The following is a 17,389-nucleotide window of genomic DNA, read 5'->3' on the forward strand; positions in this document are numbered from 1 at the left end:
TCTCTCCCATCCATCCGCTTCTTCCCCTGGCAAAAACCATGCTGAACCTCAGATCCAACCGTGAAATCAAGCAGATGCGGCAAGCCGGTTTAGTTGTCTGGCAAGCACATCAAGCCGTCGCAGAGCGAGTCGTCAACGGCGCGACCACCGCTGAATTGGACGCCGCCGTCGAAGCAGTCTTCGCACGGGTGAACGCCATTCCATTATTCAAGGGCGTTCCCGGAACAACGCCCTTTCCAGCGGCCACCTGCACCTCGGTCAACGAAGAAATCGTGCACGGAATCCCCGGAGATCGCATCCTCGTGTCGGGCGATATCGTGAGCGTTGACACGGGCTGCAAGGTCAATGGATGGTGTGGTGATTCGGCTCAGACTTACCCGGTCGGTCAAATCGACCCGACCAGCCAGCAGTTGCTGGAAGTCACCTCGGGCGTGCTGGACTTGGCCATCGAACTGTTGACCAAGGAACCCACCTGGAGCCGGATTGCCCGACAAATGCAAGACTATGTGGAATCAGCCGGCCTTTCAGTGGTCAAAGAGTTCGTGGGCCATGGAATCGGTCGAGAGCTGCACGAACCGCCTCAAGTGCCCAACTTTTGGAACAAAGACACCTCAAAAAGCGAGGACTTTCGGCTGACCACCGGCTTAGTCTTAGCTATTGAACCGATGGTCAATCTGGGCAGTGGAAAGAGCCACTGCTTGGCCGACCACTGGACGCAAGCGACCCTGGACGGCCAGCGGAGCGCCCACTTTGAGCACACAGTGGCGCTGACCTCGGATGGCCCCTTGCGACTCACCGGACCCCCCGTAGCCGGAGAAGAGCTTCCAGCCTAATTGGTGAACTGGCCGGGAAGTTCTCCTAATCGTCAAGAACCCGGCAACAACAGGCAAACCGGGTAACGAATCGCGATTTTTCGGGTTGCGAATTCGAGTTGTAAAAATGGTAAGGGCAATCGGGCCAAAGGGGGTTTTCGCTGATTCGAGAATTCTCTATACTGACGTGCTTCTAATCGACGGAAATCGAGATTCATAGCAGGACCTCGCCATGAAAGTTCGTGCCAGCGTAAAACGGATCTGCGAAAACTGCAAAGTCGTGCGGCGTCGCGGACGCGTGTACGTGATTTGCAACAATCCGCGCCATAAGCAGCGTCAAGGCTAGTGTTGCCCGATCGCTGGACGGCTGTTGTCCTGCGCGAAGGTTCACTTAGTAAACTTGATTACATAGATTCCTAAGATACCGAAACCCGACTGTATGGAGTCGTAAGACAGATGCCTCGTATCCTTGGTGTTGACATTCCTAACGACCGCGCTATCTCGGTATCGCTGACCTATTTGTACGGGGTTGGGCCGAAGACAGCTCGAGAACTTTGCCACAAGGCAGGGATCGGACCCAATAAGCCGGCTCGCGAAATCGCGGAAGATGAGCTGGGGCGGCTTGCTGCATTGCTGGAACGAGACTACGTAGTAGAAGGCCCACTGCGTCGTCAGTTAGCTCAAAACGTTTCGCGTCTGCGTGACATCGGTTGCTACCGAGGCATACGCCACCGACGCGGACTCCCCGTTCGTGGACAGCGAACTCGCACAAATGCTCGGACGCGCAAGGGCCCGAAAAAGACAGTCGCCGGCAAGAAGGGCGTGAAGGATCTTCGATAGTTCCCCGTCGGTTCCCCAATTAAACAAACAAGACACCCGTTACCTCGGCTAGGTCCTTGGAGGTCATTTCGCAGTGGCAAAGAGCAAGAAGCGTCGAGCGCGTCGCAACGTTACGGTCGCAGTCGCATTTATCAAATCAACGTTCAACAACACAACAGTGACGATCACCGATACCAAGGGCGATACACTGTGTTGGGCAAGTGCCGGTACATGTGGTTTCAAGGGAAGCCGCAAGAGCACTCCGTTTGCCGGACAGTGTGCTGCACAGCAAGCAGCGGAAAAAGCAATTAAGTTTGGCGTGAAGGACATTGATGTTCGAGTAAAGGGGCCCGGCTCTGGACGTGAAAGTGCCATTACCGCTCTCCAATCGGCTGGCCTCAACGTCAAGTCGATGGAAGATTGTACTCCCATCCCTCACAATGGCTGCCGCCCACCCAAGAAGCGTCGAGTCTAATTCGATCTGCCTTGGAGACGTGGTAGTCACAGGCAGACAAATTTAGCGACGTTTCTCAGCGTATTTAACAAAATTCAATCGCCCAGCTGATGCGATTTAAACGGAGGCTACAATGCATATTCGGTGGCGTGGTCTGGAATTGCCCAGTGTCGTAAATTGCGACAAAGAAACACTCACTCGCACCTACGGAAAATTTTGTGCCGAGCCATTCGAACGTGGCTTTGGTTCCACGATCGGAAACAGCCTGCGACGCATCTTGCTTTCCAGCTTGGAAGGCAGTGCCGTCACGCAAATCAAGATTCGTGGTGCTCAGCACGAATTCACCAATATTCCGGGCGTCCTCGAAGATGTCACGGATATCGTTCTCAACGTCAAATCGTTAGTGGTGAAAAAGTTCACGCCGGAAACACGTGTCATCACAATCGACAAATCAACAGCCGGTCCCATTACGGGCGCTGATGTGCAAGTAGATGCAGACATCGACGTGATCAGCCAAGATCTCGTGATCGCTACCCTCACCGACAACGTGCCATTCTTCATGGAAATGGTCGTGGAAAATGGTCGCGGCTATGTTCCCGCAAGCGAACACAGCACAACTGAGCATGAAATTGGCGTGATCCCAATCGATGCCGTCTACAGTCCGATCACTCGCGTGCGATATGAAGTCGAAGAAACACGTGTTGGACAGAAGACAAACTACGACCGGCTCACCATCGAGATCTGGAGCAACGGTTCGGTGACTCCCGACATGGCGATTGTCGAGGCATCTAAGATTCTCCGTAAGCACCTGAATCCCTTCATCCAATACTCGCAACTCGGCGACCGCGTTCACTCGCCTAATCGAGGCACGGGTGGGACGGATGTCGTGCTGGAATCGAAGCTGAATATGAGCTTGGCTGAATTAAAACTCTCCGTTCGAGCCAGTAATTGCTTGGAATCTGAGGGAATTAATTCGGTTCGTGACCTCGTACAACTGACTGAAGACCAGTTGCTGGAAGTTCGCAATTTTGGCGATACAACTCTCAACGAAGTGCGTGAACGACTGACCGAGATGGGTTTACATCTTGGCATGCGAGTTCCGGCTAATAGCTAACAACCAATCACCACGTTTTAGTAGCGGATAGATCGATGCGTCACCGAAGAAAAGGTCGTCGACTGGGAAGATCCTCGAGCCATCGGAAGGCGATGATGAAGAATCTGGCCAGCAGCCTGTTCCTAACAGAGCGAGATGCTGAGTTAGATGACAATGCCCCGAAGGTAAAAGGGCGAGTGATCACCACGGTCGAAAAGGCCAAGGAAGTTCGACCGCTGGTCGAACGGTGCATTACGATTGCTCGTCGCTCCTTGCAGCACACCGAAGCTGCCCAGGCGTTCGCGACCGATGCGGATCGCGGCACAGAACAGTGGAGAGCTTGGCGAGGCAGTGAACAGTGGCGCAAATGGAACGAGGCAATTGCCCCTGTGGTTGCCGCACGCCGACGTGCCATCCAATTGCTGGGAGACAAACAGGCAGTGGGCATCCTGTTCGATGACATTGCACCTCGTTTTTCCGACCGCGATGGCGGATACACTCGCATTCTTAAGATCGCTCAACCACGTCTGGGTGACGCAGGAAAGCAAGCTATTCTCGAATTTGTCGGCGTGAATGACCGCGTCGCACAAGTTAGCCAAAAGCCAGCCTTCGAAGATGGTAGTAACGACGAAGCTGCAAGCGAATCGACGGAATCAGCTCAAGCGACCAGCGAAGAAGCGGCTGATGAGAAGGCCAAAGACGAGTAATCTCGCTCAATCGGGGGACGCTCCGCTCGCTGGATCGCGTCCCCTTCCCTGAGCCAAGGTTCTCCAGCATGGATGCTCGCGGAATCAACTTCACGTCACAAATTCGTGTCGTTATCGACGACATGATTGCTCGCTTACCTGAACTTCAACACATCGATCTCAATCGAGTCGCAATCGCGTTCGCACAGGCGAGGAATCGCTCCCGCTATGGAACTCATGCGACCCTAACTCCCATGCGATTTCTCGATGGATCGCTCACCATGCAACAAGGCCGTCGCACCTATACCGTGCAACGAATCTACGATGATCGTGGTGCCGAACTGCTTTACATTCTGACGTTGTACCTGCCTCGCTTCATGGACGTTGACTTTCATGAAAAACTGGTAACTCTGCTACACGAACTCTGGCACATTAACCCCGAATTCAATGGCGATATTCGCCGCCATGCGGGTCGCTGTTATGCCCACACGCACTCCCAAAAAGAGTACGACGCTCGCATGGAAATACTCGCCAATCGCTGGCTCGCGACACAACCGCGCGACGAATTGCTGAACTTTTTAAAACTTAACTTTTCCGAGCTCAGCAAGGCTTACGGAAGCGTGTTCGGCACGCGCCTTCCAACCCCAAAATTGATTGCCGTCGCCTAGGCTGAGTTACTTGACCAAGCTTCAATTCGCAAGCAATTACCGCCAAACGACTTTTCCTCTTCGAAACTCGCGGTTAAATGTCACGAAAACCTGCGTCATCTGGCAGCGTATCGACTGCGTTTTGCTGAGCCACAACCAAGTCATTAAGAAAAATGAACACGAAAACCGATCGCCGACCGTGTTCTCCAGACATGATTAAAATAATATTTGTAGCACTTTCACTTAATCGCACAAAATCACCGGGTGCGCTGTGAATGACTTCCCTTTAAAATGCTAGCAATTGATATTTCAGCAAACCCATCAATGGCCAAAAGAAGACCTGTTCAATGATCGGCAACTCAGTTAAGCCATCGCTTTGGATCGCGGCAATTTGCGTTTACTTTCTTCTTAATCAAGTTTCCCACGCTGATACACTCGTCTATGGATTCGACGATGGAACCTTGGGAGATTGGCAATTGATAGGCGTGGATGGCGAAGCACTTCCGCAAGAGAGCGTGACCTGGATTCCGTCAAACGAGACAATCGAATTTAAGTTTCCGTTCAACGGATTCAATCTCTTGCCAGCAACTTCGGCTGATTACCGAATCATTCCTACCCCTTGGGAGAAGCGTGAATGTCTGATGGGCGTCGTCTGCCACACACACATTTTACGATCTCCTGAATTCTTGCTAGACAGCTCGGGCGATCTTTCGATTGACATGATGGGCGGTTGTGGGAACAGCAAAGATTCTTGCGTTTTCGACGTCGACGATCCACCCGGATCACCGGATGAATTGCCGATCCTCCAAACCTACTCAAATACCGATTTACAGGGCTATGCCCTGCTCGATGTCGAGACGAACCAATACGTTCTTCACGCATTTCCAAGTTTTTATAACGATGGCATACATCGCCCAGGAAATCCGTTCGACGCCGAAACGCGTGACGAATGGGAAACGGTTTCAATTTCGCAAGCAGACCTTGCATCGTACGCAAACAACGACAAGGCATATCGCATCGACATCTATGATTCGTACCGTGGTCCTAATAGCTGGATTGGCTTTGACACGGTCACAATCCCTGGTCATCCAGTGGAGGGTGGCGGCAGTATCCCGGGCGACGTGAACAGTGACGGCGCCGTCAATGACGTGGACATGGACGAGCTCAGCGCGGCATTCAAAGCAGGCGACTCGGAAACCCGCTTCGACGTCAACAACGACGGAGCAGTCAACAGTAATGATCGCGTTTTTTGGATCGAATCGATCAACAATAGCTACTTTGGCGATGCCAATCTTGACGGCGAGTTCAACAGCAGCGACCTCGTTACAGTATTCAGTGCCGGCAAATATGAGAGCGGTGAAATGGCTGGTTGGGCAGAAGGCGACTGGGATGGCGACATGACGTTCGGCAGCGGCGATCTGGTCATCGCATTCCGATCGGGCGGATACGAACAAGGCCCTCGTGCTGCTGTAGCTGCCGTTCCAGAACCCTCGAGCGTTGTCCTGCTCTTGATCGGCTTAGTCGCACTCCTGCGACGACGCTAATCCATCAGGGCGATGAAAGTCGTCAAACATAGTCAGAGGTGATGTCGCTTCAATTCGTCTCGACCACAAAGCGAACCCAACCCTTTCTCACTTGGCCGGGCGGACAAATCTGCAAGTGAGCCTCCCGGTTTTTTCCTGCACTAGCAAGATTGTGGGCGTCCGTAGAACAAGTTTGATTTTCAACACAAAAGAAGGGTTGATTCGGCGTGTAGACGACGAGGTGAGTAAATGCCTCATCACTTTCCAACACCAATCGACGTTTCATATCGCGGAACTCAACAACCACAGGCTTATCAGGTTGCATCCCAAAGAACACGTCATCCAGTTTCAGTTGGCCAAACGAAATCGGCTTTCGCAGATCGAACGGAGTTTGTCCGAGTGGAACCAACTCACCTAAAGGCAGTCGCTTTTCGGATTTCATCCAATGAGTCGCTGGCACCGTCAAAAATGTTTTAGCACGATCACCCTGATAGAGAAAATATGGATGCAGGGCAAAACCAAACGGCACGGGCGTCGTTCCTTCAGAATTGTCAACCGAATACACCCAACGAACCGAACCTGAGGCAACCGTGATCGACAAACCGATGCGATGGCGAAGTGGAAATTTGTCGAATCCTTTCATTTTTGCATCGAACACCAATTCAGCATTCAGTGTCGCCTGCTCGTCATTAACCGACGAGCCTGTGACGCGCCAAGGAACGCTGTGCACCAATCCATGAATGAAGTTTCCCGCCGAGTTGGGCGGAAAACGAAATCTTCGTCCCTGAAAACTGAATTGAGCACCGCGCACTCGGTTCGGAGTCGGATAAAGAATCGGAGTTCCAAATCCAACGCCTGGAACCCGACTCAATTCATCAGGTACACGCAAATATTCCACATCCTCCACGCAAAATGAAAACAGATTGCAGCCAGCTTCGGGAATCACTTTCGCGGTCGTCTTTGCCTGAGTCAGCGTATAAACCTGCCAATTGGTTTTCGGGTCTCGCTCAACTTCAACTGTCCCAGCACGAGCAACCGTAGCAGTCAGCAAACAAAAAAGAATCACATGAAGCTTCATCAGGTCACTCCCCAGCCGGATTCTGAACGGGTTCTGAGAACGAAGACGGTTCGAACTTCTGCCACGGAACGGCTCCACCACGTTGGATATGGGCTCGCAACACAGCAGACATCTTGCGAAAGACGGCTGATTCATCCACGGCTCGATCGCTGGCTTCAAGGGGATCCGTTTCTAAATCGTAGAGCTCCAGCGGAGAAAACGGACTATTTTGTAACAGCTTCCACTTGCCCTGTCGCAAGGCCTGAATCGTGAGACCGCCATATCGATCTCCCCCTTCTCGGCGATGAAAGAACAGATCTCGATTCCCAGTCACTTGCGGCTTACCCATCAGCGTAGGAACGAGCGATATCCCATCGATGGAATGCTTCAATTCCACACCCGCGATTTCGCAAAGAGTCGGCAACAGATCCATGGTGAGGCCAATGTTATCGGTGCGTGTTCCTGCTTGAATCTGCCCCGGCCAGACGACACAGGTTGGCACTTTCAGTCCACCCTCATACATACTCTGTTTGCCATCCCGATGATTACCATTTTGGGCACCAACATTCAGTTGCCCGCCATTGTCAGAAGTGAATACGATCAGCGTGTCATTAGACAACCCGCATTCTTCCAAACACCCTAATACCTTCCCGATTGATTGATCCATGTGTTCAATTAAGGCGACAAGCTTGGCTCGCTTGGGATCAATCCCTGCTTCTCGTGATTTCACACGTTGTAACCAATCAGCAGGAGGCTGGATCGGTGTATGCGGGGCGTTATAGGCGAGATAAAGACAGAAGGGTCGATCTTCACCCTCACGAGATCGCAAATAATCACAAGACCACTGCGTGAACAAATCCGTGGCGTGTCCCGAAGGATCGATCTCTTCTTCATTACATCGCATGTAATTAATTCCGTGTCGACGGTGCGTGTAATAATCGTCCATCATGTCCCCCAGGTATCCGTGGAACAGATCAAATCCACGATCCCGAGGACGATTGGGCGCTTCTAAACCCAAATGCCATTTGCCGATAATCGCCGTGTCGTAGCCAACCGACTTCAATAACTCTGGCAACAGTATCGCATTGGGGCTCATATATCCCCAGCTATTTGCGGCGCGCGTTCGAATGACACCCGGCACCCCTACAAGCTCCGGATAACATCCCGTCAACAGCGAGGCACGGGTCGGAGAGCAAACCGGACAGTTCGCATAAAAATTGTCAAATCTCAATCCACGCTTCATCAATCGGTCGATCTGGGGTGATTGAAGATCCTTGGCCCCGTAGGAACTCAAATCTCCATATCCCAAATCATCGACCAAAATCACGAGCATGTTTGGCCGTTCGGGTGCTGCCCCCACCGAAGATGCACAAGAGATGACGGTCAGCAACAGCGCAACCCGAGAAGACCATCGAAATAAGGGACGCTCGCATGCAACGCGATATGATTTTTTAATCATGGTTGACTTCAGATTCTTGATACTTAGCAGATGAAGCAAGTCGGCAAGCCAGGTTTTCCCCGAATGCCACGGCAGGCCGATTGTACTGCCTGGCGAATACCGAGACAATTAATTGCAATTCACAGACCGATTCCATTCAAATACGAATTCGAACCGACGAGGCCGATGAATGTCATTAGCGGGAAAAACATTGTTTATTACCGGAGCAAGCCGGGGCATTGGTAAGGCCATCGCATTACGAGCTGCCAGAGATGGTGCAAACGTCATCGTTGCCGCCAAGACAGATAAGCCACACCCTCGGCTACCTGGGACGGTCCATTCAGCCGTCGACGAAATCGACGCTGCAGGTGGAACGGGTATGGCCTGTGTTGTCGACATTCGTTTTGAAGAACAAGTCGAAGAGGCCGTCGGACGTACTGCGGAAAAATTTGGAGGCATCGACATCCTGGTTAATAATGCGAGTGCAATCTTCTTGGCCGGAACGCTCGATACGCCCATGAAACGCTTCGACCTCATGCATCAGGTCAATGTTCGCGGCACCTACCTTTGCTCTCAAAAGTGTTTGCCGCATCTCTTGTCGGCAAGCAATGCACATATCCTGAACATTTCGCCACCACTCACCATGGAACAACAATGGTTCGCTCCGCACGTTGCCTACACCATGGCAAAATACGGAATGAGTCAATGTGTGCTGGGCATGTCAGCCGAATTTAAATCGAAGCAAATCGCCGTGAATGCGCTCTGGCCTCGCACAGCAATCGCAACCGCAGCTGTACAAAATCTACTGGGAGGTGCTGAAGCGATGCGATGTTGCCGCAAACCAGAAATCATGGCCGACGCGGCTCATTGGATTCTGACGCAAGACAGCTCTTCATGTACGGGCAACTTCTTCGTCGATGATGACGTATTACAAACGGCCGGAATCACGAATTTGGATCAATATGCCATCGACCCAACTGCCGAGCTAATGCCAGATTTCTTTCTTTGATCGCGGTTGTGGGCTGGATGTCAGTGCATGACGAGAAATACTCAACCAAACGAAAACTCCAACAAGCCCGTTGGAGTTCAGTGCAAAAACCAACAAAGACCATCGCACCATGGTTGCTCGCAACGGTGCATTCTATAACAGCCGAAAACCACGACGATATCAAGGAGTACCCCTCGTGAAGGCCGCATATATTGAACAAACAGGTGCCCCCGATCAAATCAAATTTGGGGATCTACCCGACCCAGAACTTTCAGGAAACCAAGTTCTTATTGAAACTAAAGCAGTTGCGGTTAATCCGATCGACACCTACTTACGTAACGGCGCTGGTTACTGGGAAATGCCAATGCCATTTATTCTGGGCTGCGACGTTGCTGGCGAAGTGGTGAGTTGCGGTCCTGAAGCAACTCGCTTTCGAGAAGGCGATCGAGTGTGGGGTAGCAACCAGGGACTGTTAGGCAGACAAGGAACGTTCGCTGAATACTCCGCTATCGATGAGTGCTGGCTCTATCCTACCCAGGACGATGTCAGCGATGAAGATGCGGCTGCCTGTGCCTTAGTCGGTATTACGGCCCATCTAGGATTGTTTCGCGATGCAAAACTCCAATCCGCGGAAAAAATATTTGTGCAAGGCGGCTCTGGCGGAGTGGGATCGATGGTCGTGCAAATGGCCAAAGCAATCGGTGCTCGTGTGATCACAACTGCTGGAAGTGCTGAAAAAGTTGCCATCTGCCGAGAACTCGGAGCGGATGTGGTTATCAACTATCGGGAGCAGGACGTCGTTGCAGAAACGCTCGAATTTGCACCACAAGGAGTCAATGTTGTTTGGGAAACAAAACGAGAACCGGATTTTGATCAACTCACATCGCTATTGGCCGAGCGAGGCCGGCTGATTTTAATGGCCGGACGGGATGCGCGACCCGAGTTTCCGGTCGGACCCTTCTATGTTAAAGGCTGCTCCTTACATGGCTTCGTCATGTTCAAAGCCACTCCAGAAGAACAACAGCATTGTGCCAAAGATATCAACCACTGGCTTGATCAGGGAGCGATTCGATCCCGCATCGGACATCGATTTCAATTGTCAGAAACAGCAGCAGCTCACACTCTCCAAGAAGCAAATACACTTCATCAGGCTGAAACGCTGGCAGGAAAAATCGTCTTGCGTCCCTAATCTGCGTTTGGCTTGCGGCCCACGACAATCCAACCTCGGGCCCGCAAACTCGGCAACAGCCATGGCCGTCGTAGTCGGCCATGACTCGCCGCCCCTATCATGTTCCATTGTTCAACTTCAAAACCTGCTTTGTGCAAGAGCGTATTCAATTCGAATCGCGTGAAAACATGAAGAAAGAAATTACGGATACTCCGATAATCGTACTGGCGATCACCTCGGCCTCGCTGCACCTGACCTCGTGAGCGAATCAGATTTTGCAGCAGCCAACCCGGTCCTCGGGGATCAAAAAGATTGAACCACAGATTGTGGACATGAAGAATGAAGACTCCGCCGGGTCGCAAGATGCGATTCACATGATTGAGGCAAGCCTGTCGACAGCTATCATTGTCGATCATTCCAAGTGTGCTGAACAGACAGATTGCATCATCAACCGACTCATCGCAAAAGCAAGATAGATCAACCACATTAGCTCGGACACAATCGATCTTCAAATTGTCTTCCACTGCCTTTTGCTGCAAGACACGCAACATCTGTTCCGAAAGGTCAACCGCGATACCCGTTCGACCTTCACCAACCAGCGGCAGGAGGGCTCGACCCGTTCCACATCCTAGGTCGATCACGTGCCGATTCAAGCCGATGAATTGTCGCGCAATTTGCAGATCGAGCTGCATCAATTGGTGATCGGCAAAATAGCGATCATAATCAGTTGCGATGTGATCGGCTTGCGTATAGTCCCAAACGCCCCGAGAAACGCCGGGCGGGATCTGCCAGTCGGAACATTCAGATTGATTCATCTCGGTCACTCGTTTGAGTTTAGGTACCGGTTGCGGAGTCAACCGTACTCATCACCCTGGCCGCCTCAACCGGCAATGAAACGGACTAGGGCTCAGACTAGGGATCGGATCGAGCCAACTGAACGAATCCGGCGACTTCGGGCCATTGCTGGTCTGCAAGCCCACCAGTATAATTCGGGATTCGTTGGCGATCATATTGATGATTTGAGAGTGACAGGAGTAACAAAAGTGGCAGTTCGCGTAGCAATTAACGGTTTCGGACGCATCGGTCGACTCACATTTCGCAACATGATCGCTCGCGGAGACGAGTTTGAGATTGTTGGCATCAACGACCTTACCAACAACAAGACCCTTGCCACGCTCTTGAAGTACGACAGTACTCATGGCCGGTTTAGCGGCACTGTCGATTATGACGACGAAAACCTGATTGTCGACGGCAAGAAGATTCGAGTCTTCGAGGTCCGAAATCCGGCTGAACTCCCCTGGGGTGACTTGGGAGTCGACGTTGTTGTCGAAAGTACGGGTGTGTTCACGGCTCGTAAATCGGATAGCAAGCCTGGCTATGACTCGCATCTGGACGCCGGTGCCAAACGGGTTGTAATCAGTGCACCCGCCAAGGACGAACCTGACTTGACCGTCGTGTTGGGCGTCAACGACGACAAGCTGACCGCCGATATGAAATGTATTTCGAATGCAAGTTGCACAACCAACTGCTTGGCTCCAGTTGCGAAAGTGCTGCAGGATTCATTCGGCATTGAGCGGGGTCTGATGACGACCGTGCATGCTTATACGAATGACCAGCGCGTTCAAGACATGCCACACAGCGATCTCTATCGTGCTCGAGCAGCTGCCCAAAACATCATCCCCACGACCACCGGTGCTGCGAAAGCTGTCGGATTGGTCATTCCGGAGCTGCAAGGCAAACTAACCGGTATCGCCATGCGAGTTCCCGTTGTGACGGGCAGCGTCGTCGATCTCACTGCAGACCTGACGAAAAAAGCTTCGGCGGACGACATCAATGCGGCCGTCAAGGCAGCTGCTGAGGGCCCCTTGAAAGGCATTCTCTACTACACCGAGGATCCGATCGTCTCCAGCGACATCATTGGCGATCCGCACAGCTCCATTTTTGCCGCACCATTCACGCAAGCCCTGCACGATCAAATGATTAAGATCGTGAGCTGGTATGACAACGAATGGGGCTACAGCAGCCGAACGACCGACTTGGTCGCTCGATTTGGCAAAATGTAGTCCACTTCGCTTCTAACGAACAATACCATTCGCCCTTGGTTTTGCCCGCCGGCAACCAAGGGCGTTTTGCTGCCATCGCTCTCTGGCACAAAACAACTCCGAAATACCCTCTCGAATTCCCGGGGGCGACCCGGCTGAAATCGCATTTCAGTGATCTGATTTCACAGGAAGTCGGTCGGCAATCAAACTGCATTCCGGCAACTCAAACTGCGAACAACTCGCGAAGGGCCTTACCCGTCCAACTGGCTTCTACGTTCGCCAGCTGTTCGGGAGTCCCGGAGGCGACCACGGCGCCCCCCGCATCTCCCCCTTCAGGCCCCATGTCGATCACCCAGTCAGCCGCCTTAATCACATCCAAATTGTGCTCAATCACAACAACCGTATTCCCTTTTTCGACGAGGCGGTTCAGCACGCCCAACAATCTCTGGATATCGACAAAATGGAGTCCGGTGGTCGGTTCATCCAATAGATAGAGCGTTTTTCCCGTGTCGACACGCGCTAATTCGGTAGCCAGCTTGATTCGCTGAGCCTCGCCGCCAGATAGCGTTGTCGAAGGCTGTCCTAACGGCAGATAGCCGAGTCCAACGTCCAGCAGTGTTTGCAGCAACCGCGCTGTCGTGGAAAAATTCTCGAAGAACTCAACCGCATCGGCGATCCTCATATCAAGCACATCGGCGATCGAACGCCCTCGATAATGGACTCGAAGCGTTTGACGATTGAACCTTGCTCCCTGACATTCGTCGCAGGTAACGTACAAGTCAGGCAAAAAGTTCATTTCAATTTTCTGCACGCCCTGCCCTTGGCATGCCTCGCAGCGCCCGCCTTTGACGTTAAAACTAAATCGACCCACACCAAACCCACGCTGCTTGGCTTCGCGTGTGCCGGCGAAGATTTTGCGAATCTCGTCGAAGACGCCTGTGTAAGTGGCCGGATTACTGCGGGGTGTACGACCGATCGGAGATTGGTCGATGGGCACGACCTTGTCAATCTGACTTGCACCTCGCAAACTTTTGTGAGGTCCGGGCTTAGGAGCCATCCCCCCCAAGCGCCGAATCAGCGCGGGGGCGAATGTCTCGTTGATCAATGAACTCTTTCCGGAACCGCTTACCCCGCTGATACAGACGAGAGCTCCCAGGGGGATTCTCACACTGACTTCTTTAAGATTGTTGATCCGAGCCCCTTCGATCGTCAGCGATCGAGTCTTCGCCGTGCGTCGCCGTTTTTTTGGCACGGGTATCTCCTTCACACCGGACAAGTAGACACCCGTGGTTGAGTTGGGATCAGCACTCACATCGGCCGGCGTCCCTTGCGAAACAAGAAAACCACCTCGGTCTCCTGCGCCTGGCCCCATATCAATCAATTGATCGGCTTGCCGCATCATGGCCTCATCATGCTCAACCACTAATACGGTATTGCCGAGTGACTGCAATTCTCGCAGCGCTTCAATCAACCGCTGATTGTCACGATGATGCAGTCCGATCGACGGCTCATCCAAAATGTAACAGACACCGACAAGCCCCGATCCAATGCTTGTCGCTAGCCGCACCCGTTGCAGCTCACCTCCACTTAATGTTTCCGTGGGTCGATCGAGCGTTAGATAACCAACACCCACCTTGTCCAAAAACTTGAGCCGGTTGTTGATCTCGTTCAAAAGCGGCCGTGCAATATCCCATTCCTCATCTAAAAACGACAAACCCCCGAAAAAATCTCGACTTTTCTGAATCGACAAGGCAACAATTTCATTGATACCCTTTCCATTTAGAAGAACGCTGGTGGCCTCAGGACGCAAACGTGACCCGTTACAAGCTTGGCAACTAACAATGCCACGAAACGTTTCCAAATGCGTCAAACGTTTCTTGTTGGTTGCCGTGGAATACTCCTTTTCCAACAAGATCAATAAACCAACAAACTTCTTCTGATCGCCCGTCAAAAACTTTTCGAACAGCTTGGAGCTCCATTCCGAGACTGGCTGCGCGACGTCGACCCGATTGGCTTTAAAGAACGCTTCACATTGTTTGAGTTGTTTGGCCAGTGCGGAACGGCTCAAACTTCGCCAAGGTTCGATGGCGCCCGAATCGATCGATCGATCTGCATCGGGTATTACGAGTTCTGGATCAAACTCATCAATGACCCCCAACCCCTCACAAACCGGGCAGGCTCCATAGGGACTGTTAAAACTAAAAGTGCGTGGCTCCAACTCCTCGTAACTCAAATTACAGTCAGCGCACGCATAATCGGTACTGAACAATTCGTTTGTCCAGGGCATCGGATTCTTTCCCGAGGCTTCTTCCTCGGGAGTCAAGTAGCAGGCAACAACCAAACCTTCGCCATGATGAATCGCCAATCGTATTGACTCACCCACCCGCGCCGTGACACCTGGCCGAATGATCACACGATCAACGACCGCATCAATATGATGAACTTTACGAGGAGCCAATTCAGGAACATTCTCGAGATCCACCACCGCACTGTCGACGCGCGCTCGCACAAATCCAGCTTTTCGAATCCGAGCAAAAATATCTTTGTGAGCGCCTTTGCGACCGCGGACCATCGGAGCCATGATCATGACCTTCGTGCCCTCAGGCATTTGCATGAGGCGATCCTGAATCTGCTCAGCAGCCTGTTGCTTGATCTCTCGACCACAGCGGTAGCAGTGCGGACTCCCCAACCGGGCCATCAGCAGTCGCAGATAATCATAAATCTCGGTGACCGTCGCCACCGTACTGCGCCGATTCATTTGGCCGGAACGCTGATCGATACAAATTGTCGGCTGCAGCCCTTCGATCAAATCAACATCTGGCCGCTGCATTTGATCGAGAAACTGTCTTGCATAAACCGAGAGGCTTTCGACATATTGTCGCTGCCCTTCCGCATACAACGTGTCAAAGGCCAACGAACTCTTGCCTGACCCACTCGGCCCTGTGATCACGACAAAGCGATTTCGCGGAACAGTGAGGCTCAGATTCTTCAAATTATGAACGCGAGCCCCACGAATCTGCACATGCCCGTTCGTTGTGACCGAATCGCTGTTGGCTGGCACGACTTTCGACGCCATAGTTGCTCTGCCAATGTTGTTGCCGGAACGCTAAACTTGCTACCGTAACAAAGGCCAATCGGCGGGGCAAGTCTTAGCTAGCAATCAGGACGAACATGAAAAAAACCTTGCACACGCAGCCCGACTATGCGGCCCGCGAATCGGCCTACCTGGCCGACTATGCGATGCACAGCATTGACACTGGTGGTCGTGAGCAAGCCGAAACAGAACACCCCTATCGAGGCCCTTTTCAACGAGACCGAGACCGTATCCTGCATTCGGCCGCCTTTCGACGATTAAGCGGCAAGACACAGGTGTTTACCGGCAACATGGGCGATTACCATCGAACGCGACTCACCCACACGATGGAGGTCGCATCGATCGCCCGCACCATCGGACGCACCTTGCAACTGAATGAGGATTTGATCGAAGCGATGGCATTGCTTCACGATATTGGCCATCCCCCTTTCGGTCACGCAGGGGAGGACACATTGAACGATTGTCTTGAATCCGAAGGCGGATTTTCACACAATCGTTTTGCACTCACCTTAGTCACAGAACTCGAACGCCCCTACCCAACATTTCCTGGGTTAAATCTAACTCGCGAGGTCCTTAATGGCCAAGTGGGGCGCGCCATGAAGCAAGAAGTAAAACAATACCCTCTGCTGGAAGCTCAGGTCGTCGACATCGCAGACAGCATCACTTACGACGCCCACGATGTGGATGATGCCGTAAAGCTCAACCTGCTTTCTATTCAACAACTCGAGGACGTTCCATTAATTAGCAGTTGTCTGCAACGCATACGGGATCGATTCGGAGTGCTCAAAGGCAAGGCATTGCGACGAACGCTTGTCCATGAATTAATTGATTGCCAGGTGAGCAACGTGCTGGCTTTCAGTCGATCAGCGATTGCCCGTCATCAGTTCACCAGCGCGGTGGCTGCTCAGCAGGTGGAGCGGACGGTGACGACGGGCACGAAGATGACAGAAGAAAAACGGGCCTTGGAAACATTTCTTTATCATCGTGTCTATCGCCATGAACAAGTGGTGGCAGGCCGACATCAGGCACAACAACAATTGCTTGAAGCGTTTGATATTTTAACCACGTCTCCCGAGCGGTTGCCCATCAAGTTTCAAGATCGGATGCAAACAACAGGAATTCGACGTGCCGCGGCCGACTATCTCGCAGGCATGACCGATCAATTCTTCTCGCGACAGCACCAGGTGCTGAGCCAATCGTGAGTGACCTCTCGGACAGCCCTGCCTCAACACAACTCACGAATCACACGCCCCAACAGCTTCAATTCTCCTCGCCGGTAATATCGGCCTAAACCAGCCGATCACCCGTTGGACAGCAGCGAATAAAACGGATCTGTGTTGGGACCACAACAATCCTACAGCTCAAAAAAACCTGCGGGACTAGTCGCGAACAGGGTGCAGATGATAACTTGGAAGGATAAGATGATGTTTTTGCATGCCCCAAAAGCACTCTGAACTACCGAGAGACAGGGCACTCCACACCCCCACTCGTATCCGCGAAGCAGCACGATTGATACGATCGGAGTCATGACTTCGTATCGTACCGTTTCGCATCGGTTGGTTAAGTTT

At 52.2% G+C, this 17,389-nt stretch carries 16 protein-coding genes; 12 read left to right on the top strand and 4 right to left on the bottom strand.

Annotation, left to right across the window (positions count from 1 at the left end; all coding sequences use genetic code 11):
* Positions 1-38: 38 nt before the first annotated feature.
* From map to P8N76_02840, 8 genes are all read left to right on the top strand, one after another.
* Complete coding sequence (gene map / locus P8N76_02805) at positions 39-833, top strand: type I methionyl aminopeptidase (GenBank protein MDG2380577.1); 795 nt, start codon at positions 39-41, stop codon at positions 831-833.
* 211 nt (positions 834-1,044) lie between these two features.
* Positions 1,045-1,158, top strand: a complete 114-nt coding sequence (gene rpmJ, locus P8N76_02810) for a 50S ribosomal protein L36 (GenBank protein ID MDG2380578.1) — start codon at positions 1,045-1,047, stop codon at positions 1,156-1,158.
* A gap of 110 nt (positions 1,159-1,268) precedes the next feature.
* Positions 1,269-1,652, top strand: a complete 384-nt coding sequence (gene rpsM, locus P8N76_02815) for a 30S ribosomal protein S13 (GenBank protein MDG2380579.1) — start codon at positions 1,269-1,271, stop codon at positions 1,650-1,652.
* Positions 1,653-1,725: 73 nt separating this feature from the next.
* A complete protein-coding gene (gene rpsK, locus P8N76_02820; protein ID MDG2380580.1) occupies positions 1,726-2,106 on the top strand; it encodes a 30S ribosomal protein S11 in 381 nt (126 codons plus the stop codon).
* 112 nt (positions 2,107-2,218) lie between these two features.
* Positions 2,219-3,199 (top strand): DNA-directed RNA polymerase subunit alpha, encoded by a 981-nt coding sequence (locus P8N76_02825; GenBank protein MDG2380581.1) that lies wholly within the window; start codon positions 2,219-2,221, stop codon positions 3,197-3,199.
* A 35-nt stretch (positions 3,200-3,234) separates the two neighbouring features.
* Positions 3,235-3,885 carry a L17 family ribosomal protein gene (locus tag P8N76_02830; GenBank protein MDG2380582.1) on the top strand — a complete coding sequence of 217 codons (651 nt, stop codon included), beginning with the start codon at positions 3,235-3,237 and terminating at the stop codon, positions 3,883-3,885.
* A 68-nt stretch (positions 3,886-3,953) separates the two neighbouring features.
* Positions 3,954-4,532 carry a putative metallopeptidase gene (locus P8N76_02835; protein ID MDG2380583.1) on the top strand — a complete coding sequence of 193 codons (579 nt, stop codon included), beginning with the start codon at positions 3,954-3,956 and terminating at the stop codon, positions 4,530-4,532.
* A 326-nt stretch (positions 4,533-4,858) separates the two neighbouring features.
* Positions 4,859-6,055, top strand: coding sequence for a dockerin type I domain-containing protein (locus P8N76_02840; protein MDG2380584.1), 1,197 nt, complete (start codon positions 4,859-4,861; stop codon positions 6,053-6,055).
* A 49-nt stretch (positions 6,056-6,104) separates the two neighbouring features.
* Here P8N76_02840 and P8N76_02845 read toward each other — a convergent pair whose 3' ends face one another.
* On the bottom strand, positions 6,105-7,112 hold the full coding sequence (locus P8N76_02845) for an aldose 1-epimerase (protein ID MDG2380585.1): 1,008 nt from the start codon (positions 7,110-7,112) through the stop codon (positions 6,105-6,107).
* A gap of 4 nt (positions 7,113-7,116) precedes the next feature.
* Positions 7,117-8,550, bottom strand: coding sequence for a sulfatase-like hydrolase/transferase (locus tag P8N76_02850; GenBank protein ID MDG2380586.1), 1,434 nt, complete (start codon positions 8,548-8,550; stop codon positions 7,117-7,119).
* Between the two features lie 169 nt (positions 8,551-8,719).
* Here P8N76_02850 and P8N76_02855 point away from each other — a divergent pair, with 169 nt between their 5' ends.
* Together P8N76_02855 and P8N76_02860 are read left to right on the top strand one after the other, a co-directional pair.
* Entirely contained in the window at positions 8,720-9,538 is an 819-nt protein-coding gene (locus P8N76_02855) for an NAD(P)-dependent oxidoreductase (protein ID MDG2380587.1), read from the top strand.
* A gap of 175 nt (positions 9,539-9,713) precedes the next feature.
* Positions 9,714-10,706: an NADPH:quinone reductase gene (locus P8N76_02860; protein MDG2380588.1), complete on the top strand. Its 993-nt coding sequence runs from the start codon at positions 9,714-9,716 to the stop codon at positions 10,704-10,706.
* Here P8N76_02860 and P8N76_02865 read toward each other — a convergent pair.
* Positions 10,703-11,500, bottom strand: a complete 798-nt coding sequence (locus tag P8N76_02865; protein ID MDG2380589.1) for a methyltransferase domain-containing protein — start codon at positions 11,498-11,500, stop codon at positions 10,703-10,705. The genes P8N76_02860 and P8N76_02865 overlap by 4 nt on opposite strands.
* A gap of 228 nt (positions 11,501-11,728) precedes the next feature.
* Between P8N76_02865 and gap the strand changes: the two genes are divergently transcribed.
* A complete protein-coding gene (gene gap, locus P8N76_02870; GenBank protein MDG2380590.1) occupies positions 11,729-12,748 on the top strand; it encodes a type I glyceraldehyde-3-phosphate dehydrogenase in 1,020 nt (339 codons plus the stop codon).
* 202 nt (positions 12,749-12,950) lie between these two features.
* Here gap and uvrA read toward each other — a convergent pair whose 3' ends face one another.
* Entirely contained in the window at positions 12,951-15,803 is a 2,853-nt protein-coding gene (gene uvrA / locus P8N76_02875; GenBank protein MDG2380591.1) for an excinuclease ABC subunit UvrA, read from the bottom strand.
* Between the two features lie 95 nt (positions 15,804-15,898).
* Between uvrA and dgt the strand changes: the two genes are divergently transcribed.
* The gene (dgt, locus tag P8N76_02880; GenBank protein ID MDG2380592.1) at positions 15,899-17,023 is read left to right on the top strand and encodes a dNTP triphosphohydrolase; all 1,125 of its coding nucleotides are present in this window, start codon (positions 15,899-15,901) and stop codon (positions 17,021-17,023) included.
* The last annotated feature ends 366 nt before the right edge of the window (positions 17,024-17,389 follow it).

The organism is Pirellulaceae bacterium, from assembly GCA_029243025.1.
Classification (GTDB): domain Bacteria; phylum Planctomycetota; class Planctomycetia; order Pirellulales; family Pirellulaceae.

Coding starts and splice junctions, on each gene's coding strand:
- uvrA (MDG2380591.1), bottom strand. CDS start 15,803: ATGGCGTCGAAAGTCGTGCCAGCCAACAGCGATTCGGTCACAACGAAC.
- map (MDG2380577.1), top strand. CDS start 39: ATGCTGAACCTCAGATCCAACCGTGAAATCAAGCAGATGCGGCAAGCC.
- rpmJ (MDG2380578.1), top strand. CDS start 1,045: ATGAAAGTTCGTGCCAGCGTAAAACGGATCTGCGAAAACTGCAAAGTC.
- P8N76_02855 (MDG2380587.1), top strand. CDS start 8,720: ATGTCATTAGCGGGAAAAACATTGTTTATTACCGGAGCAAGCCGGGGC.
- P8N76_02835 (MDG2380583.1), top strand. CDS start 3,954: ATGGATGCTCGCGGAATCAACTTCACGTCACAAATTCGTGTCGTTATC.
- P8N76_02825 (MDG2380581.1), top strand. CDS start 2,219: ATGCATATTCGGTGGCGTGGTCTGGAATTGCCCAGTGTCGTAAATTGC.
- P8N76_02865 (MDG2380589.1), bottom strand. CDS start 11,500: ATGAATCAATCTGAATGTTCCGACTGGCAGATCCCGCCCGGCGTTTCT.
- P8N76_02845 (MDG2380585.1), bottom strand. CDS start 7,112: ATGAAGCTTCATGTGATTCTTTTTTGTTTGCTGACTGCTACGGTTGCT.
- P8N76_02830 (MDG2380582.1), top strand. CDS start 3,235: ATGCGTCACCGAAGAAAAGGTCGTCGACTGGGAAGATCCTCGAGCCAT.
- P8N76_02850 (MDG2380586.1), bottom strand. CDS start 8,550: ATGATTAAAAAATCATATCGCGTTGCATGCGAGCGTCCCTTATTTCGA.
- dgt (MDG2380592.1), top strand. CDS start 15,899: ATGAAAAAAACCTTGCACACGCAGCCCGACTATGCGGCCCGCGAATCG.
- P8N76_02840 (MDG2380584.1), top strand. CDS start 4,859: ATGATCGGCAACTCAGTTAAGCCATCGCTTTGGATCGCGGCAATTTGC.
- rpsM (MDG2380579.1), top strand. CDS start 1,269: ATGCCTCGTATCCTTGGTGTTGACATTCCTAACGACCGCGCTATCTCG.